The following is a 24,340-nucleotide window of genomic DNA, read 5'->3' as shown; positions in this document are numbered from 1 at the left end:
ATTTCTGAAGTTTACTAGCTTTACGTTCAATAGAAATTCTTGCATAGCCTAAAACTTAGTGCTACTATTAGTATAGTAACACAAATAGATAGTGGGGAACAATAAACAAAATGACTAAGATCTAGTTTAACGCTCGCAACTAAATTCAACTAAAAAGGTTAATACAAAAGGAGTTAATCACTCCCAAAGTAAATATATTATCAAAACAATAGTAATAGGGGGTATACTATGTCAACAAATTTCCTGACATTGAAAAACATATTAGCAGAACTGAAAAGAAAAAATAGCATTACTGTTTTAGAAGAATACTATCAGGACAAATGGGAGATTTATGACTTGCTCATGGATTTGACAAATGATGAAAATTTTAAGCAAGCATATATAGATCTATCTTTCAACAAGAGCTTTAAAAAAAACTTTATAGAATTAGCAAATCAGGCAAAAAAAGCTGTAAGTAAGTATTTTAGAGACAAAGACATAGACCTTCGAGCTTTTTATGTAGAAACTAACAATTCTGATAAAGTGTTAAACATTAATCTTATTAATTACAATAGAAGTGAGCCAATAAGAATTAGTGATATCTTACAGCAAGAAAGGGATATTAGCACATTGAATATTTATTGCAATAAAAAGCATGACATATACGCTTACCGAAAAGGTAAGGAAAGACATTATGAATTTAAAGAGGGTGCATATTATGAAATGACAAGCACTTGGCCTGTGCAGGACAAGGATGGGAAAACTTTTACCTGTACTATGGTTATGAATGTAAGTAATTCTGGTATAACTAAAGTACTACAGTTTAATGGTAAAGATTTTGAATCGCCACCTGAGGAGTTTTGGGAATTAATAAGACAAAATGAGGAATTATATATTCAAGACCTCTCTCTACATGATGCTGTAAAAGCATTATTGAAAAAGAACAAAAATGCTAACATTGCACCGGCTGTTAGTAATCTGCAAAATAACGAACATATCGTAATCAATCAAGACGAAAAGATGAAAGATCTTGAAAATGATGCTAAAAGCAATCCTATTCTTTCTTTCACTAGCAACAATGTATCAGAGGTTAATCCACAGCAGATTGCAACTCAGGCAATTGCAACTCAAACAGAAGTTAATTCACAGCACACTGAAACTCAAACAGAGGTCTCTGTGCAACACGTTAAGACTCAAACAGAAATTGGCTCTCAACAGACTGAAACTCAGACAAAAGTTGATTTACAAGAGGTTGCAATTCAAACAGGAATTAGTTTACAGCACACTGAAACTCAAACGAAAATTGGCTCTCAACAGGCTGAAATTCAAAGTTTACAAGAAGTTGCAACTCAAACAGAAGTTAATTTACAGCACACTGAAACTCAAACAGAGGTCTCTGTGCAACACGTTAAGACTCAAACAGGAATTGGCTCTCAAGAAACTGAAACTCAGACAGAAGTTAATTTGCAAGAAGCTGCAGCGCAAACAGAAGTTAACTCACAACAACTAGATCAAAAGCTTACAAAAGCTGAACAAGAAATTAGAGAATTAAATGAGCAGAGGAACGAATTACGATATAGGTTCGACAAGGCTGAACAAGAACTTGAAGAGTTAGAAAAGCACAATAGTGACTTACAGAATGAACTTGGAGAAGAAAAGCAAGAAATTAGAGAATTAAACGAGCAAAAGAATAAATTACAATATAGGCTCGATGAGGCTGAGCAAGAAATTAGAGAGTTAAATCAGCAGAGAAACAACTTACAATGTAGACTCGAAGATGCTGAGCAAAAATTTGAAGAGTTAAAAAAGCATAATAGTGATTTACAGAATAAACTTGAAGAAGAAAAGCAAAAAAACGTAAAATTGCAAATTGGACTAACACAAAAAGATGAGAAGCTAGAAAATATATCAACAGAGCTGCAAGAGAAAATACAAGAACTTGAAAGTGCACATGAAGAAAAGAAAGACCTGAAGAAAAAGCTGGAAGTTGCCAATGTAAAAAATAAGAAACTGGAAGATACATTGCAGATAGAGAGCGAGCAAGCAGAACGTATAATGATCGAAGAGAATGAGCGCTTAACGAATTTAAAATATAGGCTCGACAAGGCTGAGCAAGAATTTGAAAAGCATAATAGTGATTTACAGAATGAACTTGGAGAAGAAAAGCAAAAAAATGCAAAGCTAGCAAATATGTCAACAGAGCTGCAAGAAAGAGCGCAAGAACTTGAAGGTGCATATGAAGAAAAGAAAGACCTGAAGAAAAAGCTGGAAGTTGCCAATGCAGGAAAAGAAGAGTTGATAAGTGAGTTAAGAAAATTGCAAGAGGAATTAGACCAGCTGTTAAGTAATTGCATAATAAAGCAAAAAAAATCAGAACAGGAACTCATGGAGGCTAAGCAAGAAATTGAAGAATTAGAGAAGTGCAATAGTGATTTACAGAATAAACTTGAAGAAGAAAAGCAAAAAAACGTAAAATTGCAAATTGGACTAACACAAAAAGATGAGAAGCTAGAAAATATATCAACAGAGCTGCAAGAGAAAATACAAGAACTTGAAAGTGCACATGAAGGAAAGAAAGATCTAGAGAAAAAGTTAACAATTGCTAATGCAAAAAATGAAAAACTGGAAGATAAATTGAAACAGTTTAAAAAAGCGGAAGAGGAAGCAGGAGATATATTAGATGAAAATTGGAAAGATATACAGAATTTAAAATCTACAATTCAATGCTTAGATTATAAGTACAACACAAATCTGGAATCTTATAAACAAGAGGTAGATCAGCTAAAGTGGAAATATGAAGAGTTAAAGAACGAGGTAGAGCTTAAAAATAAGCAGATTAAGAGTCAAGAAGAACAGTTACGGCAGGATGAACGTTTAACGAATTTAAAACCTCAAATGCAAAATTTGCAAAGTGAGCATAACGCACATTTAGAATCTGATGAACAAGAGGTAAGTGAGCTAGAGTGGGATGAAAAGTGGGATTTTAAATCGTCAGAGGGAGAGCTAGAGACTAAAGATGAGCAAATTGAGAGGCAAAGAGAACAGTTACGGCAGGAGATGGAAGAAGAAATAATGGATCAATACCGTTCATTTATAGAACCAAAGTTTGAAGAGTATGAGAATGAGATTGAAATATTGAAAGAAAAGATTAAAGATATGGAAATTGAAAGAATAACGGGAGAAAGAGAAGAGCTAAACGGTAAAGAGCAACATCTAAATAACCAAGTAGAAATGTTAAGTACAGAGATTTCTCAACAGGAACCTTTGAACAATCGTGCAAAAATATCTGATCAGCTTGTAGGGGAAGTTGATAATGCAGAAAGAAAATCTAGATCTTCAAGCTCTGATAGTGCATTTTATAGTGATGATGATTGTTGTAATTCACTTCTAGACTTCATCAGCAGTCCCTCAAAGGTGTGTAGCCAAAGTCAGCACGGAAGTGTTTAATAAACATACTTATTTAGATGCATGTAAAATCAGTGCTTTTTTTCCTGTCATTCAACTCTTGTCATTCCAGTGCGTGACACTGGATAAAAACATTTGTGAATTACGCAATGGACAACAAATTCTAGGAACATATGTTAAAATAATATCCACGATTAAAATAAGATAGATCCCAGTGTCACGCACTGGGATGACACTATTTTTTGTACTTTTACCTTCAAAGCTGCAACTTTTGCACAATTGTAGTCTTGACCATACGATCCTAGTTGTAAAAATTTCTAGATTTCAGTGTCTGAGCACTGGGATGATATCCTTCTAATGTTCGTACAGTTGTGTGTCAGCTACTTGAACGACAAACATTGAGATGACAAGAGTAAACCCATTTCTTGAACAAAAAAAGAGCCCCTAAAGAGATTTGACATCAAGATAACTTAAATATATACCAACTCTCTTATTTTTTAATGATTCCTCATCATGAGTCAAATGATCAAAAACCTGAATTTGATTTGTTACAATGTTACAATTATTATTTGCAACCTCCAATATACCATTATCAATTACAATTTTTTCCTTTGTCTGGTTACTCATTTGAACAGTAATTATACCAGGCAATAAATAAATTAAATAAGGGGAATGGTAGGCTAAAATCATCAATTCCCCTTTAAGCCCGTTCACTGAAAGAGAAACTACTTCATCGAATGAAATTCGATTATCAGGAGAAAAAAATTGCACCTTAAAAGTGTTCATAATCTTTAATGTCCGGCTCCAACTTCAGCTTTTATTGATTCAGCCTTTTCTATTGCTTCACTTATACTTCCCACCATATAAAAAGCAGCTTCTGGCAGATGATCATATTTACCTTCAATAATTCCTTTAAAACTAGAAATAGTATCAGAAAGTGAAACAAATTTGCCAGACATGCCAGTAAATACCTCCGCAACATGAAAAGGTTGAGAAAGAAACTTCTGAATTTTACGAGCTCTATCAACAATAATTTTATCTTCATCAGATAGTTCATCCATACCAAGTATTGCGATAATATCTTGCAGCGACTTATAAGTTTGCAATATACGTTTCACCTCAGAAGCCACATTATAATGTTCTTCACCAATGATTTCAGCAGATAAAGACTGAGAAGTTGAGTCAAGTGGATCAACAGCAGGATATATACCCATTTCAGCTATCTGCCTTGACAACACTGTGGTTGCATCAAGATGAGAGAATGTCGTTGCTGGAGCTGGATCGGTCAAATCGTCTGCAGGAACATATATAGCCTGTACAGAAGTAATAGAACCAGCAGTAGTTGAGGCTATTCTCTCTTGCATAGCGCCCATATCAGTCGCAAGAGTTGGCTGATAACCAACAGCCGACGGTATTCTTCCAAGCAAAGCAGAAATTTCAGAGCCAGCTTGAGTAAAACGGAAGATATTATCTACAAAAAATAGAACATCTTGATTTTCATGATCACGAAAATACTCCGCCATAGTTAGTGCTGTTAAAGCAACCCTAGCCCTTGCTCCAGGAGGCTCATTCATTTGACCATAAACCAAAACGGCTTGAGATTTTTCGTGCTCACTTATATCTATTACATTCGAAGTAATCATCTCGTTATAAAGATCATTACCTTCACGCGTTCTCTCTCCTACTCCAGCAAACACAGAAAATCCTTTATGAGCTTTTGCTATGTTGTTAATCAGCTCCATTATCAGAACTGTTTTACCAACACCAGCTCCACCAAATAAGCCAATTTTTCCTCCTTTAAGATAAGGAGCAAGAAGATCTATAACCTTTATTCCTGTAACTAAAACTTCTTCCTGTATCTTCTGCTCAGTAAAGCTTGGAGGTGATCTATGTATAGGTTCTAAATCATACTTTCCTTTTAGCGGACCACACTCATCTATAAGCTCCCCTACAACATTAAAAATCCTTCCTAAAGTTGAGCGTCCAACCGGAACTGATATTGGTGCACCTGTATCAACAAACTCATCACCTCTTGACATACCATCTGTGCTATCCATAGCAATGCAACGAACTATATTGTCACCTATATGCTGTGAAACCTCTAAAACTAGCTCCTTGCCCTTATATTTTAGTTTGCTTTTTAAAGCATTAAATATCTTAGGCAACCCGTCTTCAAATTTTAAATCAACAACTGCTTGAGTTATTTTAACTACTTTACCTGTACTCATCTCTTTCATCACCTAACACTACAATTCTATAAAAGAACTTCTAAAGAAAATAAATCTTATATTATTAACAGAAATTTTGCAATATTAAAACACTTACTAGTTACGTTTCATTATAAACAATGCAAATGCATTCAATAGCCAAGTAATAACAAACAGCACCAAACTAAGCGCATAAGCAGCAAGAGTTTGCACACTATTGAAATCCTGATCTCCGGTAAGTAATGTAGCAATTTGTACAGTGATAGTAGTAACTGAATTGAGAGGATTAAAGGTCAAATTTGCATTGATTCCCACAGCCATTAGTACAATCATTGTTTCACCTATTACTCTTGAAATTGATAATAAAATTGCACTTAAAATTGTAGGCATTGCATAAGGTATTGTTATATGCCATATAGTTTCCGCTGGTGTTGCGCCAAGCGCCATAAAACCATAACGTAAACTTTTTGGAACAGATCTTATAGCATCTTCAAGCAAAGAAATAATAAAAGGAAGAATCATTACCCCGATCGATAAACCAGCAATCAAAGCACTTTCTGAGTGTATACTTAAATTAAAAAAATTTGCTACCTGCTTTATAAAAAAAGACAAAAATATAACTGAGAAGTATCCATATACAACAGTAGGAATAGCAGACAAAACCTGTAAGGCTGTATTAATAACATAACGCACTTTTTCACTCGCATACTCACTAATATATATTGCAGAAAATAAACCAAGCGGCACCGCAACTAACATTGCTACAATAGTTATAAGTAATGTCCCCACTAAAAGTGGCGCTATACCAAAACACCCCACCTCTCCTTCACCAATAATAGCTACATTATGCTTCCATTTTAAGCAAAATAAGAATTCTGAAATAGCTACTTTATTAAAAAAAGAAATGGACTGAACAAAAATAGATAGCATTATAAATAAAGTGATAAAAAGTGATATTGCTAAAGCCATAAATAACAAAAATTTTACCATCTTATTTCTTTTACCTTTAAGGATAAAAATCAGCATAAAAAAAAGTAACGCTATAGAAATAGAAGTTATAAAATAACCATCATAGAATGCTAACAAACAAGGTAGCATCCACATACAACTCAAATATATATAAGACTTAACTTTACTTACTGCTTGAAACTTACTCAAACAAAATAAAAGGACTAGTAAAACAAGTACGCCTATAATTAAATTCATTTTTCCATATATCAAATTTTATTCAACAAGAATGCCACAGAAGTTGACCATTATTTGACAATAGAGCAAAATAGTTTAAAATAAATAGTCATATTAATATAAAAACAATGAAAAGAACATTTCAACCAAAAAATTTTAAAAAAAAGCACAAACATGGATTTCGTTCACGTATGTCAACAAAAGCTGGAAGAAAAATTCTTAATAAGCGTCGCTCATTAGGGTGTAATAAATTATGCGCATAGTAAGCATAAAAAAAAAGAGTTTTCCTTTGCTTTTAAAAACAGATTAGCATCTTACAGTCTTTTTTATCGAGGGGTATATATATCACTATATGCTATAAAAGAAAGAGAACCTGAAAAGTATATTCATGTTATTAGAGTAGGTCTGGCTATCAGTAAAAAAGTCGGAAAAGCAGCAAAAAGAAATAAAATAAAAAGGCAATTACGAATGCTAGCTAAAGTTAGCATTTCTAATATAAGTAATGTAGGATACTATTACATAATACTAACCCATCAAAACATTATGCAAGCAGGCTATAAAAATTTACAAAAAGACCTCAATATTTGCTTAAAGAAAGATAAAATAAGAAGGAATTTTCACTAAAGTATTTACAGCTATATTTTTTATGATAAGATAAGTGAGGTTTTTAAAATAAATTAATAGATGTGGGTGCTTGAGGTAGAAAGTATAAAAAAACAAGATAAAAAGCTCGATACAAATAATGCTGAAGAGAGTTTTTATGAATATAGAAAGTCTAGCTATCGTACACAATGGGGAATGGCATTTGAACAAAGCCAATATTTAGAACAAAATAAAGATAATCCTAGAGGGAAATTGCTAAATTTTAATATAGAAGCAACTCATTACAATAAGAGAATAGTTTGATAAAAGTACCCGTTCAGGGAAGTGGTTGAAGAAACGATAGGTAGGGGATTGTATAGTTCTCTTTGTTTCCATGTTAAGTATAATGAAATTATCCTTTCAAGTTCCTAGCTCTGATTACGTAAAATATGAGCTTTTACAGTAAACGATATAATGCCTAATTTGCTGTTCAGCGTGATAGTGGAATACTTTCTGGTTTACTTAAAAAATTTCACATCATTCTTTCAGATTTTAAAATATTTTTCGCAACTTGAGAAGCTCCAGTTGCTTCAGATAGGTAGCTTCAAGTAATACCTTATACGTTTTGCAACTTTCTTACACTTCTGTTTCATTTTTTAATAAAGCTTTTTTTAGCATAAATAATTCAGTGGATGCGTTTTTTAAGTAACAGCCTAGAATTTTAACTTCAATAGTCCAGCTATGTTTCAAAGTACCTTTCAGCGACTATTACGATTGCAACATACACTGTCTTTTAAATCTTCTTTCCCTTTAAAACTTGCAGTATTGCTTCAGCACTAACCAAGTTTACCTTTATTATAACACGTTGATGCGCAAAACCTCACTTTTCTTATTCGATTTGCTCATACACCTTTTTGCATTTGAGGGAATTCTATATTCACTATTTGATACGCTTTCAATTCACATTAAAAACATCACTTATAATTTTCACGTTTTGAATTTTTATAAGATCCACTGAGTGCTACAATTATCACCTAACTATTGGACCAAATGTATCTGCTTTTTGGTAGTTTGCTACTTCTTCTTTCTCCTCATCTCCAACAACTTAATTAATATTCAATTATATAAAGTTTGATTTTCGGAAGATCAATTGTTTGATGATTTGTTAAATGTTGCTATCTCTCCTCCTAATTTGGAAATAAGTGACAAATTCTACTTTTAAATTTTCTACTTTTATCTTAAAGTTTTCGCAGAGTTCTAAAAGATCAGTTATATTACCTCACAGCTACTCTATGTTTACCTTGTTTCATCGCTCTACTGAAAAGATATAAATAAGAAGAAATTTTTATAAACTTGGCAACGACCTACTTTCCCTTTTTAAGTATCATCGGCGCTAAAAAGTTTCACTTCCGAGTTCGAAATGAGATCGGGTGGTTCATTTTTGCTATAGCCACCAAGTCAACAAAAATTTCTGACTTAATAAATTTTAACTTAATATTTAACACTGCATATGCACATATAGAAAGCAAATAAATCAATCAGGCTATTAGTACCAGTTAGCTTCACATGTTACCATGCTTCTACACCTAGCCTATCAACGTGGTAGTCTCCCACGGCCTTAATTGGGAAATTTTTTTGAAGAGGGTTTCTTGCTTATATGCTTTCAGCAATTATCCCATCTATACATAGCTACCCAGCGATGCTATTGGCATAACAGCTGGTACACCAGAGGTATATACATCTCGGTCCTCTCGTACTAGAGTCAGATCTTCTCAAATTTCCTTCACCCACGGCAGATAGAAACCGAACTGTCTCACGACGTTCTAAACCCAACTCACGTAACACTTTAATCGGCGAACAGCCGAACCCTTGGGACCTTCTCCAGCCCCAGGATGTGATGAGTCGACATCGAGGTGCCAAACGGTGTCGTCGATATGAACTCTCGAACACCATCAGCCTGTTATCCCCGGCGTACCTTTTATCCGTTGAGCGATAACCCTTCCATACAGAATTACCGGATCACTATGACCGACTTTCGTCTCTGCTTGGCTTGTCAGCCTCGCAGTCAGGCAAGCTTATGCCATTGTACTATCAAGCTGATTTCCGACCAGCTCTAGCTTACCTTCGCACGCCTCCGTTACTTTTTAGGAGGCGACCGCCCCAGTCAAACTACCCACCATACAATGTCCTAGTTCCAGATAATGAAACATAGTTAGATATCAAAAGTGTAAAGGGTGGTATCTCAAGGTTAACTCCATTATAGCTAGCGCCATAACTTCAAAGTCTCCCACCTATCCTGCACATCACACTTTTAATAGCAATGTAAAGCTATAGTAAAGGTGCACGGGGTCTCTTCGTCTAACCGCGGGTACCCCGCATCTGCACGGGGAATTCAATTTCGCTGAAGTGATGTTGGAGACAGTGGAGAAATCGTTACGCCATTCGTGCGGGTCGGAACTTACCCGACAAGGAATTTCGCTACCTTAGGACCGTCAGTGTTACGGCCGCCGTTTACTGGGGCTTCAATTCAGAGCTTGCACCCCTCCTATTAACCTTCCAGCACCGGGCAGGCGTCAGACCCTATACTTCCACTTACGTGTTTGCAGAGTCCTGTGTTTTTAGTAAACAGTCGCTACTCCCTATTTTGTGCCACCTACTTATAGTTGCCTAAAAGCAGGTTACCCTTCTTCCGAAGTTACAGGTATAATTTGCCGAGTTCCTTCAACATCATTCTTTCAACACCTTAGTATACTCTACTCATCCACCAGTGTCGGTTTACGGTACGGCCTCATAAATATAAGTGCTATTTCCTGGAGCTTCTTTTAAGCATAGATCAATCCAATAAGACCTATACAAATACAAAACCCGTCACACTTAAGAGGTTTAGGAATATTAACCTAATTGCCATCGACTACTCCTTTACGGACTCGCCTTAGGAACCGACTAACCCTACGCAGATTAACTTAACGTAGGAACCCTTAGATTTTTGGTGAGAGTGTTTTTCACACTCTTTTACGCTACTTATGTCAGCATTCTCACTTCCGATATCTCCAGCAGTTTTTACAAACCACCTTCACAGACTTACGGAACGCTCCGCTACCGCGCCTATTAATCGAAATTAATAAGCACCCACATCTTCGGTATACAGCTTTAGCCCCGGTACATTTTCGGCGCAGAAAAACTTATTTAGACAAGTGAGCTGTTACGCTTTCTTTAAAGGATGGCTGCTTCCAAGCCAACCTCCTAGCTGTAATGGTTTTTCTACTTCCTTTCCCACTTAGCTGTAATTTTGGGACCTTAGATAGTGATCTGGGCTGTTTCCCTTTCCACCACGGACTTAGCACCCATAGTGTGTCTGCTGTATAATTAATTATTGGTATTCGGAGTTTGGTTAGATTTGGTAAGATGATGAATCCCCCTAGTCTATCCAGTGCTCTACCCCCAACAACATAAATACAACGCTCTACCTAAATAGATTTCGCGGAGAACCAGCTATTTCCAAGTTTGATTGGCCTTTCACCCCTAATCACAACTCATCCAATAATGTTGCAACATTAACTGGTTCGATCCTTCAGTATGTTTTACCATACCTTCAATCTGGTCATGACTAGATCACTTGGTTTCGGGTCTAATCCATAAAACTAAACGCCCTATTCAGACTTGCTTTCGCTACGCCTACACCTATCGGCTTAAGCTTGCTTCATAGATTAACTCGCTGACCCATTATGCAAAAGGTACGCTGTCACTCTAAATATCAATAAATTGATATAGAGCTCCAACTGTTTGTAAGCACTTGATTTCAGATTCTATTTCACTCCCCTCCCGGGGTTCTTTTCACCTTTCCCTCACGGTACTTGTTCACTATCGGTCGTTAAGGAGTATTTAGGCTTGGAGGATGGTCCCCCCATATTCAAACAGGATTTCACGTGCCCCGCTCTACTCAAGGATTTAAAAACTTTCTATTTGTACAGGACTATCACCTTCTATGGTTACCATTTCCAGAGTATTCTAATTCTTATTTTTAAATCACTAGCCTTTTCCGCTTTCGCTCGTCACTACTAACAGAATCTCGGTTGATTTCTTTTCCTTTGGCTACTTAGATATTTCAGTTCACCAAGTTTGCTTTATATACTTAGTATATAATAACTAGCTAAGCTAGTTGGGTTTCCCCATTCGGAAATCTGCGGATCAAAATTTGTTGACAATTTCCCGCAGCTTATCGCAGCCTGCCACGTCCTTCATCGCCTCTTAACGCCAAGGCATCCATCAAGTGCTCTTAATAATTTATTTATCTGACTATATGTAGAATATGCAGAGTTAAATATTAACTTACAATTGAATTGAGATTAAATAATCTCTACCATAAAACTTTTCAAACATCTAAAAACTAATCTTTTATATGTTACAATCTGATAAATCATATGTCAACGCCTTTTTACACAAAACATTTACCTATTATTATCAACAACAATATACCAGCAATCTTAAACATTATAATCTAAGAAATATTTGACAAATTGATATGTACAGAAAAATTAATGAAAAAGATATTTTGTAAGATAAAATGTGTTAAAATTAGTTACCTAAAAATGAAAATGAACATTTGGAGTATTTCTAATGTATGAAAAGTAATCTATCTTTTATAAAAAACTTTGCTTTAAATTGTATATCCAAGCTCACTGGCTTATTAAATAGTAAAAAAGTAAAAAATTTCATTATGGATAAATACAGTACTCTCCATAAAGAAATTGTAGTGTTTCTTGAAAAATCTAAAAACCTGTTAAATACCAACACTGAAATCGGGTTATATCACTTCTATAAAGGTAATATATCAGATGCAAAGTTAAGATTTTGGTTAATTAGCATATTCTACCCTAATTTACCTCTAGTCTGGTATAATATCGGAAGATGTCATTTTGCAGTAGGCAATACTAACAAAGCTTATAATTATTTAACAAAAACCCTAAAATTAGATAGTAGTCATAAAGAAGCTTCTTACTATATAAAGAAAATAACAAACACATCAGATATTGTGGAATTGCCTGAAAATCTCATAAAGCAATATTTTGATTACACAGGTGAATATTTTGTTGAGCATTGGCTAATTGCCAAACAATACAGAGGGCATGAACTAGTACACATGATAATTACAAAAGTCTTTAACAACTCCACTTCTAAACTGAATATACTCGACCTTGGTTGCGGTACTGGAATATGTGGTCACTTCCTAAAAATAAGTAATATTAGAAGTCGCATAACAGGAGTTGACATCTCAAATAGAATGCTCAATATTGCAAGAGGATGCCTTATAAAAGGTAAACCTGTTTACGATGAGTTAATACATACAGAAATGAAAGAGTTTCTTAAACAAGAGAAGAACCAGCAGTATGATGTAATTATCTTTGCTGAAGTGCTACACTATCTACATGATTTTCTAGCAGAATTGGAACTAGCAAAAGGATTGACAAACAAAAAAGGGGTTATTGTATGTTTAGTAAGAAGAAAGGAAGGTAAAGGTATTGACTTTGTAAACAAAGGAGATTATTTTCGTCACTCAGAAGATTATATTCAGCATGTTGCAAAAGAAACAAATATGCAAATAAGTCAAATGAGTTACTGTAAAATATATGGCAGCCAAGTTGATGGTATCTTGTTTGCATTACAGTATCCACAAAAAAATTTAACAACTTAATCGAGAAATCGCTCAAATAAATGTCTATATTATCATAAAGGGAGTCTTATGAATTACATTGCTATTAACTACGCAAAGGATAGTAAATTAACTGATTTTGGAAAAGCAGTTCTATTGGACAGGTATTTAATAGAAAATGAAAGTTATCAAGATCTCTTTATACGTATTGCCAATTACTACTCTGATAATAAAGAGCATGCACAGCGTCTTTATGATTACATGAGCAATTTATGGTTCATGCCTTCAACTCCAATACTTAGTAATGGTGGTACCAAGAGAGGATTGCCTATTTCCTGCTTTCTTAACGAAACTGAAGATAGCTTGCAGGGAATAGTTGATTTATGGAATGAAAATGTTTGGCTCGCTGCACGTGGTGGTGGAATAGGTAGTTATTGGGGAAATTTACGTTCAATTGGTGAAAGTGTCAAAGGTAGCGGTAAAACATCAGGAATTGTGCCATTTATCGTAGTACAAAATGCTCTGACGCTTGCAATCAGCCAAGGATCCTTAAGAAGAGGAAGCTCAGCAGTTTATCTTCCTGTATGGCATCCAGAAATAGAAGAGTTTCTAGATTTACGTAAGCCAACTGGTGGTGACCCAAATCGCAAAGCATTAAATATACATCATGCTGTAATAGTAACAGATAAGTTTATGCAAGCTGTTGAAGATGATCAAGAATGGGATTTAATAAGCCCTCATAACAATAAAGTTATTTCAACAGTAAAAGCACGGGATATATGGATTAAAATATTAACAGCAAGAGTTGAAACTGGAGAACCTTACATTATTTTCCTTGATGCAACAAATAACAATAAGCCAGAATCTTACAAAAAACTCAACTTAGACATCAAAATGTCAAACCTATGCAGTGAAATAACTTTAACTACAGGTCACGATCACCTGAAAAAGTCACGCACTGCTGTATGTTGTTTATCATCCGTAAATCTTGAATACTACGAAGAATGGAAAGATAATGAGCTTTTCATAGAAGATATAATGCGTTTTCTTGATAATGTATTAGAGGATTTCATAAATCAAGCACCAAATGAAATACAGCGAGCAAAATATTCCGCAATAAGAGAGCGTAGTATCGGTCTTGGCGTGATGGGTTTTCATTCATTTTTACAAAGTAAAATGGTTCCTTTTGAATCAGTAACAGCCCAACAATGGAATAAAAAAGTATTTAAGCATTTGCGCGAGCAAGCAGATGTAGTTTCTAAAAAATTAGCAGAAGAAAAAGGGCCATGTCTTGATGCTAAAGAAATCGATCTAATGGAAAGGTTTACACATAAGCTCGCTATTGCTCCAACTGCCTCAATTTCGATTATCGCAGGCAACACTTCCCCTGGAATAGAGCCATATGCAGCAAACGTATTTATACAGAAGACACTTACAGGTTCATTTGTAGTACGAAATAAATTCTTGCAAAAACTACTAGCAGAAAAAAATCAAGACAATGATGAAATATGGTCCTCAATTTCAACAAATGAGGGTTCTGTTCAGCATTTAGATTTTCTTAGCAAGCATGAAAAACTGACATTTAAAACAGCATACGAACTTGATCAACAATGGATCATAGAACATGCAAGTGATAGAACTCCTTATATTTGTCAATCTCAATCAGTAAATCTGTTCTTACCTGCCAATGTGCATAAACGTTACTTACACAAAATACATATGCTTGCTTGGAAAAAAGGATTAAAAAGCTTGTATTATTGCAGATCACAATCAATGCAGAGAGCTGACAAGGTCTCACATGACATATTCAAAAAAAGTGAAATATTGCAACAAAAAACAGATATTAATTATGATGAATGTCTATCATGCCAGTAGACTGTACATAACTTACTGTCACAAAAATACAATTGTACAAAAGTTATGTTTTCATAGATGCTACATAGAAATCCAGATGAATTTCTAAAGTCTATTCCAAGAGATAAACGTATAATGTGCCTTGATATGGGAGAAAAACAAATAGGCATAGCATTTAGTGATAAAACACAGCTTATAGCTACAGCTCATAGTATATATTATAGAAGAAATATGAGCAAAGATTTAGGTTATCTAAATAGAGTGCTTAAAGAAAATGAAGCTGGATCAATGGTAATAGGACTACCATTCACAATAGATGAACAAGAGACCGAATGGTGCAAAGTAATAATCCAGTTTGCAAATAAAATAATAAAAAAATGCAAAGTACACATATACCTACAAGACGAAAGTCTATCAACATCTCTTGCAACTCACGCACTAAAAATTACTGGAATATCAATCACAAAATCAAAAAAAATAGATGATAAAATTGCTGCATGTATTATTCTGCAACGAACGTTAGATAAGATAAATACCATCAAATAGTTTTTTCAACTGAATTCATGTAAAACTATTCAATAAAACAAGAACTTCTCGTATAAGCATGACAAATTGCTGTAGCAAGAGCATCAGCAGTATGATGACATTTTATATTTAAGTTTTTAACTATTTGCTTCACCATAAATATAATCTGATCCTTATCAGCATGACCATTTCCAGTAATGCTCTTTTTTATATAGTTTGCATCATATTCATTCATGGGTAAATCCGTCATTCGTAATATTAAAATTGCAATCGCTCTTGCATATCCTAAAGTTAGCGAAGATTTTGGGTTCTTATTAACAAAAATTTTCTCTACTGCAGCTTCATTTGGAGAGTATAGAGAAATTACTTTCTTTAATTCTTCAAAAATTATATGTAAACGCTCACCTGTACCCAACTTACTATCAGTTGATATGGCACCACCACCCAAAAATTCAATACTATTTTTTTCTTCCAGATTGATAATTGCCCAACCAGTTTTGCTTATTCCTGGATCTAGACCTATTATCTTAATCACTTAATAAATGCTGAGCCAATAAACAAACAAAAATAAAAATATCCAAACTACATCAACGAAGTGCCAATACCAAGAAGCAAACTCAAAACATAAATGATCTTGAGGTGTAATCTGATTTTTTCGAGCTCTAAATAAACATACTGACAAGAATATTATCCCTATTATAACATGTACACAATGAAAACCAGTAATCATGTAAAAGTTGGATGTATAGATAAGTTTCTCTCCCGCTTCTTGTAGAGAAAAACTTGCTTCATAATACTCAATTGCTTGCACTATTATAAAGAACATCCCAAGCAATATAGTTATAGACAGCATTTTAATCATGCTCTTTTGATCATTTTCAAGTAAAAAATGATGTGCTGAAGTAATCGTTGTACCAGAAAGTAATAATATTAGTGTATTCATAAATGGTAACGACCACGGATCCGGTGGTAAAATCCCTTCAGGGGGCCATTCAACTTTTTTTGTAGGAGAAAACGCTTCAAATAAAAAAACCGGATCAAGCCAGGCTTTAAAGAATGAACAAAAGAACGCTATAAAAAACACAACTTCCGAGAGGATAAATAAGTACATTGCAAGCTTGAGTCCATGTTTTACAATGGCAGTATGGCATTTATCATAAATTGCTTCTCTTATTACATCTCTCCACCAATAAAACAGCACTCCTGATACCGCAGAGATTCCCAAAACTAAACCAAATATTCCAGAAATTTGTTTATGGAGTGTACCAACTAATCCAAGTGCAAGAACAAGAATTGCTGCTGATATAGCAATTGGCCAGGGACTTGGGTCCACTAAATGAAAATCATGTTCTTTACTTTTCATATCACCTTCAAAAATACATATCAAGCATACAAATTAGCTTAAAATTGTCAATATTTCTTAAAATCTTGATCAAATTTTGAAAAATTATATGCGCTATTCCAAAAGTCTAACTCAAATTGTGCAGTTATTTTAAATAATTCAAGCATTCTGGTTCTTTCACTTTCCCTTGCTTTGTTACAATACTCGTCAACAATATCTTCCAAAGCAACACATCCAGATTCCATCAAACTACCGCCAAAAAAATCAAACCAATCCTTATATCTATTATTTTTTTTAATTTTATTTCTCATATTATCAACAATAATTTTATATATAAAATGGCAAGAGTAAAGAACTGTTACAGCTTCATAAATGTCGCTATACGAAGTAGACAAAAGAAAGTTAGTAAAATTGAAACATTCAAGCGACTTTTCTCCACGATTTATGGAGTATACAGTAAAGTAGTGGTCGTATAACACTCTCATAATCTCTATTCCTCCTTTAGCCACCCCAATCAATGGAACAATGTTATTACAACTCTCCATTTTTGATGCAGTCATTAAAACAGTACGAACATAATCAGCTAAAAAGAATGCATCTTGTTGTATATAAAATTTGAAGTTTTCTATGTTTAAAGTATTATTTGCTAATTCAACATTGAAAGGATGCTCAATAATATCCTTTAAAAGATTTGACCCATAATAACTCTTAATTATACCACTAAACATCACATAAACTAGAATATAATTTAGTGTTAATACTACAGATTATGCTAGAGAATACATCTCATCCCAAAACATTATTTCTAGCTCTAGACCTCTCTTAAAAAACTCACGCATCTTTTTCCTCTCACAATCACCAGCCTTTGCATATAGATTATTTGCAACGTCAGTAACTTGATTAATCGTAGCATTCATTACTGTGTTATTATAGATATCAATCCACCCTTGATATCTGTGATCTTCAACTTTTTTAGGCATAACCTCTCCTACCATATGATTTATAATAATTTGGTATATATTAAAACAAGGATAAGACGCTGCTAAAGCTTCAGCAACAGAATTATGATATGCAGCACGCATAAAAAAATCAGTAAAAGCAGAACAAGATTTTGATTTTTTATGATTATCGGATAAATCACAAGTCTCAAAATATTCAGTATACTGCTTTCGAACCGCAAATGTTCCCCTTGCTACATTAACCAAACTGCCCATTATTTCAATGTCATCAACTTTAGCTGCAATAATCAATAAAGCACGAGTACAGTCCACTAAATATAAAAAATCCTGCTGAAGATAAATTTTGAACTTTTCATAATCTAGCGTATTGTTTATCAATTCAACATTGAAAGGATGTTCTTTTATTTCTTCAATAAGATCAGATGATTCTTTTATAGCAATATCATAAAATTCTTCTTTTGGTTTGTTGGACATCTTGTAAGCCTCATAAATATTAAAACTAGTATAGTTACTAAAAAGTTACTTACAATTTATAATAAGTTATTATATCAGTATCAAGCTAGAAATAAAAGAGTTTAATAGTTTAAAGAAATTCTCTCTTTTCTTCTTCTATATTAAATTCTTTACAAAAATCAGTAGATAAGTCCACACCTTCCCAAGAAAATCCACCATCACTTTCTAACTTTTTACCAAAATGCCCATAGCAGGCTGTACGTTTATATATAGGACGATTAAGTGATAAATGTCTTATTATGCCTTTAGTTGATAAATCTATGTTACCTTCAATAAACCCTTTAATCCTCTCTTCATCTATTGTATTCGTGCCAAATGTATCAATGTAAAATGAAGTAGGTTTTGAGACACCAATTGCATAAGAAAGCTGCACAAGACAACGTTCAGCTAAACCTGCAAAGACAATATTTTTAGCAAGGTATCTCGCCATATAAGCTGCGGATCTATCAACTTTTGTTGCATCTTTTCCAGAAAAGGCTCCTCCACCGTGTGGAATATAGCCTCCATAAGTATCAACCATAATTTTTCGTCCGGTTAATCCACAATCACCAACTGGTCCACCAATAACAAATCTACCTGTTGGATTGACTAAGAGATTTTCTTTAGGGCACATCCACCCTTTAGGTAAAGATGAAGCTATGTAAGGATAAATTATTTCCTTCACTTTCGATTGACTCAGATCCTCAAGATGCTGTATTGAAACAACAATACTTTCAGCACGCACTGGAAGGTTATTCTCATACGCCAAAGTGATTTGCGATTTTGCATCCGGACCAAGCTTTACCTCTTTGACCATACTCATGATATTTCTCAGAATCGAGTGTGCATAAAAAATGGGTGCTGGCATGAGGCTTTCTGTCTCTATTGTTGCATAGCCATACATTATGCCCTGATCCCCAGCACCTTGATCCACACCTATTGCAATGTCATTTGATTGTTCATGTAGTAATATATTTACTTTCACTGTTTCCCAGTGGAAACCATCATGCTCATAACCAATATCTTTTATTGTATTCCGTACAATACTTTCAATCTTGCTATTTTCAATGTTCGGCCCAAATACTTCCCCAGCTATAATAACATTATCTTTAGTAACTAAAGTCTCTATTGCAGTACGAGAGGAAGAGTCATTAAAAAGGTATTCGTCAAGTATTGCATCTGAAATCTGGTCTGCTACTTTGTCTGGATGACCGGCTGCTACTGATTCACTGGTTACTGAATTCTTATGTAAAACCATCGTTTAGTTACACGATATCAAAACTATTGCAAATTTAAATGGTGGGTCTGGGAAGAGTTGAACCTCCGACCTCACGCTTATCAGGCGTGCGCTCTAACCACCTGAGCTACAGACCCGTATCTATTCAAGCCAAGGCTTGCATATCATCTGTAGGCACAACATCAATAAACGTCTTTTTATTTGCTGATTTTCTAAAACTCACCCAGCCTTTCGTTTTAGCAAAAATCGTATGATCTTTACCCATACCAACATTCTTTCCAGGATGAAATTTTGTACCTCTTTGACGTACAATTATGTTACCTGGAATAACCTCACCATTCTTCTTTATCCCGAGCCGACGCCCTGCCGAATCTCTACCATTACAGGAACTACCACCTGATTTTTTAGTTGCCATATCTTACCTCTTACTTTTGAAGACTAATTTCATTGATACGAAGAACAGTAATATACTGCCTATGACCATTTTTCCTACGGTAATTTTTTCTTCTCTTTTTCTTAAAGATTATAATTTTTTTATCTCTACACTGCTCCAGTACTTCAGCTTTAACAACAGCATTAGATGAACAAGATAAGCCATTGTTTGAAACACAAATCACTTTATTGATTTCCACTTCCTCTTTTTCTTCAGCTTGTAATCTTTCTACTTTAATTATGCTGCCTTTTTTTACTAAATACTGCTTTCCACCAGTTTCGATTACTGCAAACATGACAAATATCAATTATTGTTATTAACACTAATCGTAAATGATGTCACACATACTGTCAATATAAATAAAAACATGAAATACTTCTACCTTTATCTGCTTTTCCTCGTGGAGAGTAGTCAAGTTTTAAAACTTGACTACTCTCAAATTCTCTTAGTCTCATGAAAACTTTACGACGTTAATAAAAACTCAAGCTTTCACTAAAAACATTCAATCGGAGCTTATAAATTAAAACTCATTCCAAGTTCAAACCCATGAGAAAAATTACTGAACTTGTGAAGTTTATAGCCAGCGAAAACATTCGTTCTCTCAGAAAGTGGAAGATTAATACCAGCACCTATCTGGTAGGAAAAAAACTTTTCTACGTCTGGCTGTTGATCTTGCTGTGCTGGTTGAGATACTTTAGCTCCACCTCCTACACCAAAAGTAACATAAGGGGTAATATCCGTACTTTCAAATTGATGATGATAATGAAGCTTTGCCATGAATCCTAACTCTGCCAAAGATCCTCCAAACAAAACAGATTTCAATACAGGACCAGCTGAAATTTTTATGCTATCTGTATAATGATAGCCAAGCTCATAATTAATACCAAGATTGCCATATGACGACGAAGTATAGATTCTATCTCTAATCCAATCAACTCCAAAAGACGGTGCTGACAGAGAACAGCAGACTACTAAAGTAAGTAATTTTTTCATTTTTACCCTCTAACCATGAATATACGCATATATACTCACAGAAAAGTTAAAAATTACATAACTTACATAATAAAATCGGAATCACTTTCTTAGCTACTTGCCTTTCTCTTGCAATTGCCAAACTTCTCTTTGTCACATTTTGTTACCTACTGCAATCATCATTTTAGCCTATATCACTTGCTTTTTTTCAACAAAAATTCAAACCAGACTTCACTAAAAACATTCAATCGGAGCTTACAAATTAAAACTCATTCCAAATTCAACCCCATGCGAAAGTTCATGAAACTTCTGCAGCTTGTAGCCAGCAAAAACACTTGTTCTCTCAGAAAGTGGAAGATTAATACCAGAACCTATTTGATAAGAAAAAAATTCTTCTACGTCTGGCCCTTGATTTTCTAAAAGAGGAATTTTAGCAACTCCTCCTATACCAAAAGTAACATAAGGAGTAATATCTGTATTTTCAAATTTATAATGATAATGAAGCTTTGTCATAAGTCCCGCGTCTAAAATCCCTTCACTCATAACAAGTTTAACTGCAGGACCAAATGAAATTTTAATGCTATCTGTACAATGATAGCCAAGATCATAATTAACACCAAGCATGCCATATGACGAAGAGGTGTAGGTTCTATCTTTAACCCAATCAACTCCAAAAGACGGTGCTGACAAAGAACAGCAAGCCAACAAAGTAAGTAACTTTTTCATTTTTATCCTCCAAAGATTAATATATGCATATACAAGCATATAAATATTAAAAATAGTATAAATTGCAAGTAAAAAATTGGAATTATTTTATTTTTTTTGTTATTTGTCTTTCTCTTGCAATTGCCAGACTTCCCTTTGGCACATCTTTGACTACAACGCTACCTGCTGCAACTAGAGAGTCATCATGAACATTAAGCGGTGCAATTAATGAACTATTGGCACCAATAAAACAATTGCTTCCAATATTTGTTCTATGTTTCTTTTTCCCATCATAATTACAAATAACGGTACCTGCACCTATGTTACTCCCCTGCCCTACCTGAGTATTTCCTATATAACTTAAATGCTTTATCTTAGTATTTATACCTATATCACTTGCTTTTGTTTCAACAAAATTACCTATGATTGCACCATCACCTATTGTTGTATTTTCACATTTGGCAAATGGACCAACCCTAACACCAGATCCTATTTTTACTCCAGGACCAAAAAAAACGTATGGGTAAACAATCGAATCCATACCAATTTGCGTATCAAGAGAGAAGAAAACAGTTTCTGGAGCAACAAGCGTTACTCCAGAGTTAGTGAAAAACTTTCTTTTTTCTTCTTGAAAGTAAAACTCGGCCGTTGCAAGGTCATTCCTATTATTTATGCCAGTTGCCTCCTCCTCATCAGCAATAACATAGCCGACATTTAAATTACTCTTTACTGCAATGGCAACGATATCGGTCAAGTAATATTCATGAGCTTGGTTATTACACTCTATTTTCTCCACCAATTCACGTAGATTCTTTTCACGTGCAACCATTATTCCGGCATTAGCAAGAAATTCCTCATCATTATTTCTACCATTTTGTGCTTCTACGATTTCTCTTAGGGAACCGTTCTCAATAATTAGTCTACCGTATCCTTTATTATTAGTTTTAAACCCAAGACAAACTAAAGCATTGCTCTCTCCTAAGCAGCTTATCATTTTAGTTATTGTGCTGCTTTTTATTAGTGGAGTATCCCCATACTGCACAACAACTATATCTGACAATTCTTTCAGGTTCCTCATTGCAATTTTGACTGCATCTCCCGTGCCGAGCGTTGACTCTTGTGTAATTAGTTTTATACCCTCAAAGCATTTCAGCCTTTGAGTTAAAGGCAAATCGACTACAATAACTATTTTTTCAGGATTCAGCTGCTTTGCATTGTAAATGACATGCTCAAGCATGGAGAAATTACCTATTTTGTGCAGAACCTTAGGCAAGCTTGAATTCATTCGTTCACTATGCCCAGCAGCAAGTACAACAAATGTATAAGATTTATTTGTCACTTATCTTAAAGACGAAAAATGAAAACCATAATGGTTGAGCCAACTAACTCTATTGTCGTAAAAGCTCCTTAGATCACTAATTTGATATTTCAGCATTGCTAGCCTTTCTATACCAATCCCAAATGCAAAGCCACTGTATTTAGTATCGTCTATTCCAACATTTTTAAAGACATTTGGATGCACCATACCACATCCAAGTACTTCAATCCATTTACTATCTTTATAGCTTATGTCCACTTCCGCAGAAGGTTCAGTAAAAGGGAAAAAACTATTACGAAAGCGTATTCTTAGACCCTTATCTCCGAAAAATTTACTAAGGAAGCAATGAATAGTAAATTTTAATTGGCCCATATTGACATTTTCATTAACATAAAGTCCTTCTATCTGATGAAACATAGGAGTGTGAGTTGCATCAAAGTCATTTCTGTATACCCTGCCTGCAGCCACTATTTTAATTGGAAAAGTTTTTGTCTTTTCCATGGTTCTAATCTGCACAGATGAGGTATGAGTGCGCAGCACCATTCTTTTATCATTTATTTTATTCCTTAAATAGAAGGTATCTTGCTCCTCTCGTGCAGGGTGGTGACTTGGAGTATTTAATGCATCAAATACGTGAAATTCATCTTCAATATCAGGACCATCAACTGCTTTAAAGCCCATATGCGCAAAAATGAGCTTCACTTCACTTATAACTTTACTGAGTGGATGAATCTTGCCAATTCTTTCTGGTCTGACAGGCAGTGTGATATCAACTGCTTCATTTTGCAGTTTTAACTTAACTTCTTTATCTTTCAGTTCATTTTCTTTGCTTGTTATAAGCTGGTCTATCTTATTGCGTAAAACATTAATCACTGCACCTAGGTCGCGTTTCTCTCCTGCATCATCTATATTCTTTAAGTCATCGAAATAAGCTTTTACTACACCCTTTCTCCCCAAGTATGACAACCTAACTTTTTCTAAATCCTTCAAAGAAGCAGCATTTTCAATCTCAGAAACTGCCTTATCTTCAAGTAAAGGTATTTCACTTATTAGCTCTTTATTCACCTTAAAAACGCTAGCTTAAACTTTCATTATAGTGCAATCTTTAATATCATCAATAAAACTATTTGGATAAAAAGTTGTCATCAGAGTAGCTGATCTCTATGATTGGTATCATTAAAATTGCCCCTATCCGAGTGTTTCCTTCTTCTGTCATTCCAGTGCTCCGACACTGGAATCCAGCCTTTACTTAACAATAAAAACTTAGCATAACTTTCGTGCTCAAAAAATTCCTGAATTCCAGCATCAAGTGCTATCTCTATAGGACTACTAACTAATCCAGAATATTAAAAAATTCACCAAGCGAAAAAAAGGCAAAAGAATCCCCCAGTAGTGAGTTTTGACCCTATAATAATGTAAATCGGCATTGTAATAATGTGCTAACGCTTATTTAAAGCGCGTTTTGGCTGAATGTAGAAAAAATAAAAAAGACATG

The 24,340-nt window shown here is 34.4% G+C and carries 21 protein-coding genes, 1 tRNA gene, 2 rRNA genes and 1 pseudogene; 7 read left to right on the top strand and 18 right to left on the bottom strand.

What is annotated here, in order from left to right; all coding sequences use genetic code 11:
* The first annotated feature begins 228 nt into the window (after nucleotides 1-228).
* Nucleotides 229-3,426 (top strand): hypothetical protein, encoded by a 3,198-nt coding sequence (locus ABWU35_RS03335; RefSeq protein ID WP_214303486.1) that lies wholly within the window; start codon nucleotides 229-231, stop codon nucleotides 3,424-3,426.
* Between the two features lie 402 nt (nucleotides 3,427-3,828).
* On the opposite strand, the gene ABWU35_RS03330 is transcribed toward ABWU35_RS03335, so the two are convergent.
* From ABWU35_RS03330 to pstC, 3 genes are all read right to left on the bottom strand, one after another.
* A complete protein-coding gene (locus ABWU35_RS03330; RefSeq protein ID WP_265028082.1) occupies nucleotides 3,829-4,170 on the bottom strand; it encodes a F0F1 ATP synthase subunit epsilon in 342 nt (113 codons plus the stop codon).
* A 5-nt stretch (nucleotides 4,171-4,175) separates the two neighbouring features.
* On the bottom strand, nucleotides 4,176-5,612 hold the full coding sequence (gene atpD, locus ABWU35_RS03325) for a F0F1 ATP synthase subunit beta (RefSeq protein ID WP_026097268.1): 1,437 nt from the start codon (nucleotides 5,610-5,612) through the stop codon (nucleotides 4,176-4,178).
* Between the two features lie 96 nt (nucleotides 5,613-5,708).
* Nucleotides 5,709-6,797: a phosphate ABC transporter permease subunit PstC gene (gene pstC, locus ABWU35_RS03320; RefSeq protein ID WP_012482001.1), complete on the bottom strand. Its 1,089-nt coding sequence runs from the start codon at nucleotides 6,795-6,797 to the stop codon at nucleotides 5,709-5,711.
* Between the two features lie 107 nt (nucleotides 6,798-6,904).
* On the opposite strand from pstC, the gene rpmH reads away from it, so the two are divergent.
* From rpmH to ABWU35_RS03305, 3 genes are read left to right on the top strand one after another with little or no spacing between them, the layout of a single operon-like run.
* Nucleotides 6,905-7,039 carry a 50S ribosomal protein L34 gene (rpmH, locus tag ABWU35_RS03315; protein ID WP_080600798.1) on the top strand — a complete coding sequence of 45 codons (135 nt, stop codon included), beginning with the start codon at nucleotides 6,905-6,907 and terminating at the stop codon, nucleotides 7,037-7,039.
* The gene (gene rnpA, locus ABWU35_RS03310) at nucleotides 7,023-7,400 is read left to right on the top strand and encodes a ribonuclease P protein component (protein WP_081439702.1); all 378 of its coding nucleotides are present in this window, start codon (nucleotides 7,023-7,025) and stop codon (nucleotides 7,398-7,400) included. The genes rpmH and rnpA overlap by 17 nt, the downstream gene beginning before the upstream one ends.
* A gap of 60 nt (nucleotides 7,401-7,460) precedes the next feature.
* Entirely contained in the window at nucleotides 7,461-7,682 is a 222-nt protein-coding gene (locus tag ABWU35_RS03305) for a hypothetical protein (RefSeq protein WP_007302521.1), read from the top strand.
* Here ABWU35_RS03305 and ABWU35_RS03300 read toward each other — a convergent pair.
* The 3 genes and pseudogenes from ABWU35_RS03300 to ABWU35_RS03290 form a co-directional block, all read right to left on the bottom strand.
* Nucleotides 7,661-8,518: pseudogene (locus ABWU35_RS03300) on the bottom strand (IS66 family transposase); the annotation flags it as partial. The gene ABWU35_RS03305 and the pseudogene ABWU35_RS03300 sit on opposite strands and share 22 nt — an antisense overlap.
* 191 nt (nucleotides 8,519-8,709) lie before the next feature.
* Nucleotides 8,710-8,816: ribosomal RNA gene (rrf, locus tag ABWU35_RS03295) — 5S ribosomal RNA — on the bottom strand.
* A gap of 67 nt (nucleotides 8,817-8,883) precedes the next feature.
* Nucleotides 8,884-11,648: ribosomal RNA gene (locus tag ABWU35_RS03290) — 23S ribosomal RNA — on the bottom strand.
* Nucleotides 11,649-11,979: 331 nt separating this feature from the next.
* Here ABWU35_RS03290 and ABWU35_RS03285 point away from each other — a divergent pair.
* The 3 genes from ABWU35_RS03285 to ruvX are packed head-to-tail and all read left to right on the top strand — an operon-like array spanning nucleotide 11,980 to nucleotide 15,408.
* On the top strand, nucleotides 11,980-13,050 hold the full coding sequence (locus ABWU35_RS03285) for a methyltransferase domain-containing protein (protein ID WP_007302520.1): 1,071 nt from the start codon (nucleotides 11,980-11,982) through the stop codon (nucleotides 13,048-13,050).
* A 48-nt stretch (nucleotides 13,051-13,098) separates the two neighbouring features.
* Complete coding sequence (locus ABWU35_RS03280) at nucleotides 13,099-14,883, top strand: ribonucleoside-diphosphate reductase subunit alpha (protein ID WP_264685499.1); 1,785 nt, start codon at nucleotides 13,099-13,101, stop codon at nucleotides 14,881-14,883.
* A 57-nt stretch (nucleotides 14,884-14,940) separates the two neighbouring features.
* Nucleotides 14,941-15,408, top strand: coding sequence for a Holliday junction resolvase RuvX (ruvX, locus tag ABWU35_RS03275; protein ID WP_149168797.1), 468 nt, complete (start codon nucleotides 14,941-14,943; stop codon nucleotides 15,406-15,408).
* Nucleotides 15,409-15,433: 25 nt separating this feature from the next.
* Here ruvX and ruvC read toward each other — a convergent pair whose 3' ends face one another.
* The 12 genes from ruvC to pheS form a co-directional block, all read right to left on the bottom strand.
* A complete protein-coding gene (gene ruvC, locus ABWU35_RS03270; RefSeq protein WP_019236913.1) occupies nucleotides 15,434-15,922 on the bottom strand; it encodes a crossover junction endodeoxyribonuclease RuvC in 489 nt (162 codons plus the stop codon).
* Nucleotides 15,923-16,750 carry a cytochrome c oxidase subunit 3 gene (locus ABWU35_RS03265; RefSeq protein ID WP_019236912.1) on the bottom strand — a complete coding sequence of 276 codons (828 nt, stop codon included), beginning with the start codon at nucleotides 16,748-16,750 and terminating at the stop codon, nucleotides 15,923-15,925. It lies immediately after the preceding gene.
* A 47-nt stretch (nucleotides 16,751-16,797) separates the two neighbouring features.
* Nucleotides 16,798-17,457 (bottom strand): TenA family protein, encoded by a 660-nt coding sequence (locus ABWU35_RS03260; RefSeq protein WP_007302513.1) that lies wholly within the window; start codon nucleotides 17,455-17,457, stop codon nucleotides 16,798-16,800.
* A gap of 39 nt (nucleotides 17,458-17,496) precedes the next feature.
* Nucleotides 17,497-18,162, bottom strand: a complete 666-nt coding sequence (locus ABWU35_RS03255) for a TenA family protein (RefSeq protein ID WP_007302512.1) — start codon at nucleotides 18,160-18,162, stop codon at nucleotides 17,497-17,499.
* Between the two features lie 109 nt (nucleotides 18,163-18,271).
* Nucleotides 18,272-19,438: a methionine adenosyltransferase gene (metK, locus tag ABWU35_RS03250; protein WP_007302511.1), complete on the bottom strand. Its 1,167-nt coding sequence runs from the start codon at nucleotides 19,436-19,438 to the stop codon at nucleotides 18,272-18,274.
* A 39-nt stretch (nucleotides 19,439-19,477) separates the two neighbouring features.
* Nucleotides 19,478-19,554: transfer RNA gene (locus ABWU35_RS03245), tRNA-Ile, on the bottom strand.
* An 8-nt stretch (nucleotides 19,555-19,562) separates the two neighbouring features.
* Nucleotides 19,563-19,832 (bottom strand): 50S ribosomal protein L27, encoded by a 270-nt coding sequence (rpmA, locus tag ABWU35_RS03240; protein WP_006012184.1) that lies wholly within the window; start codon nucleotides 19,830-19,832, stop codon nucleotides 19,563-19,565.
* A gap of 10 nt (nucleotides 19,833-19,842) precedes the next feature.
* A complete protein-coding gene (rplU, locus tag ABWU35_RS03235) occupies nucleotides 19,843-20,145 on the bottom strand; it encodes a 50S ribosomal protein L21 (RefSeq protein WP_007302510.1) in 303 nt (100 codons plus the stop codon).
* 218 nt (nucleotides 20,146-20,363) lie between these two features.
* Nucleotides 20,364-20,843, bottom strand: coding sequence for an outer membrane protein (locus tag ABWU35_RS03230; RefSeq protein ID WP_019236910.1), 480 nt, complete (start codon nucleotides 20,841-20,843; stop codon nucleotides 20,364-20,366).
* Between the two features lie 234 nt (nucleotides 20,844-21,077).
* Nucleotides 21,078-21,548, bottom strand: coding sequence for a P44/Msp2 family outer membrane protein (locus tag ABWU35_RS03225; protein ID WP_019236909.1), 471 nt, complete (start codon nucleotides 21,546-21,548; stop codon nucleotides 21,078-21,080).
* 82 nt (nucleotides 21,549-21,630) lie between these two features.
* Nucleotides 21,631-22,866: an NTP transferase domain-containing protein gene (locus tag ABWU35_RS03220; RefSeq protein WP_019236908.1), complete on the bottom strand. Its 1,236-nt coding sequence runs from the start codon at nucleotides 22,864-22,866 to the stop codon at nucleotides 21,631-21,633.
* A complete protein-coding gene (gene pheS / locus ABWU35_RS03215) occupies nucleotides 22,867-23,910 on the bottom strand; it encodes a phenylalanine--tRNA ligase subunit alpha (protein ID WP_019236907.1) in 1,044 nt (347 codons plus the stop codon).
* Nucleotides 23,911-24,340 lie beyond the last annotated feature (430 nt).

Source organism: Wolbachia endosymbiont (group B) of Xylocampa areola (assembly GCF_964028205.1).
In the GTDB taxonomy this organism is placed as follows: Bacteria; Pseudomonadota; Alphaproteobacteria; order Rickettsiales; family Anaplasmataceae; genus Wolbachia.
The sequence above is the reverse complement of the archived record's forward strand: the minus strand, read 5'-3'. Positions and strand labels throughout refer to the sequence as shown.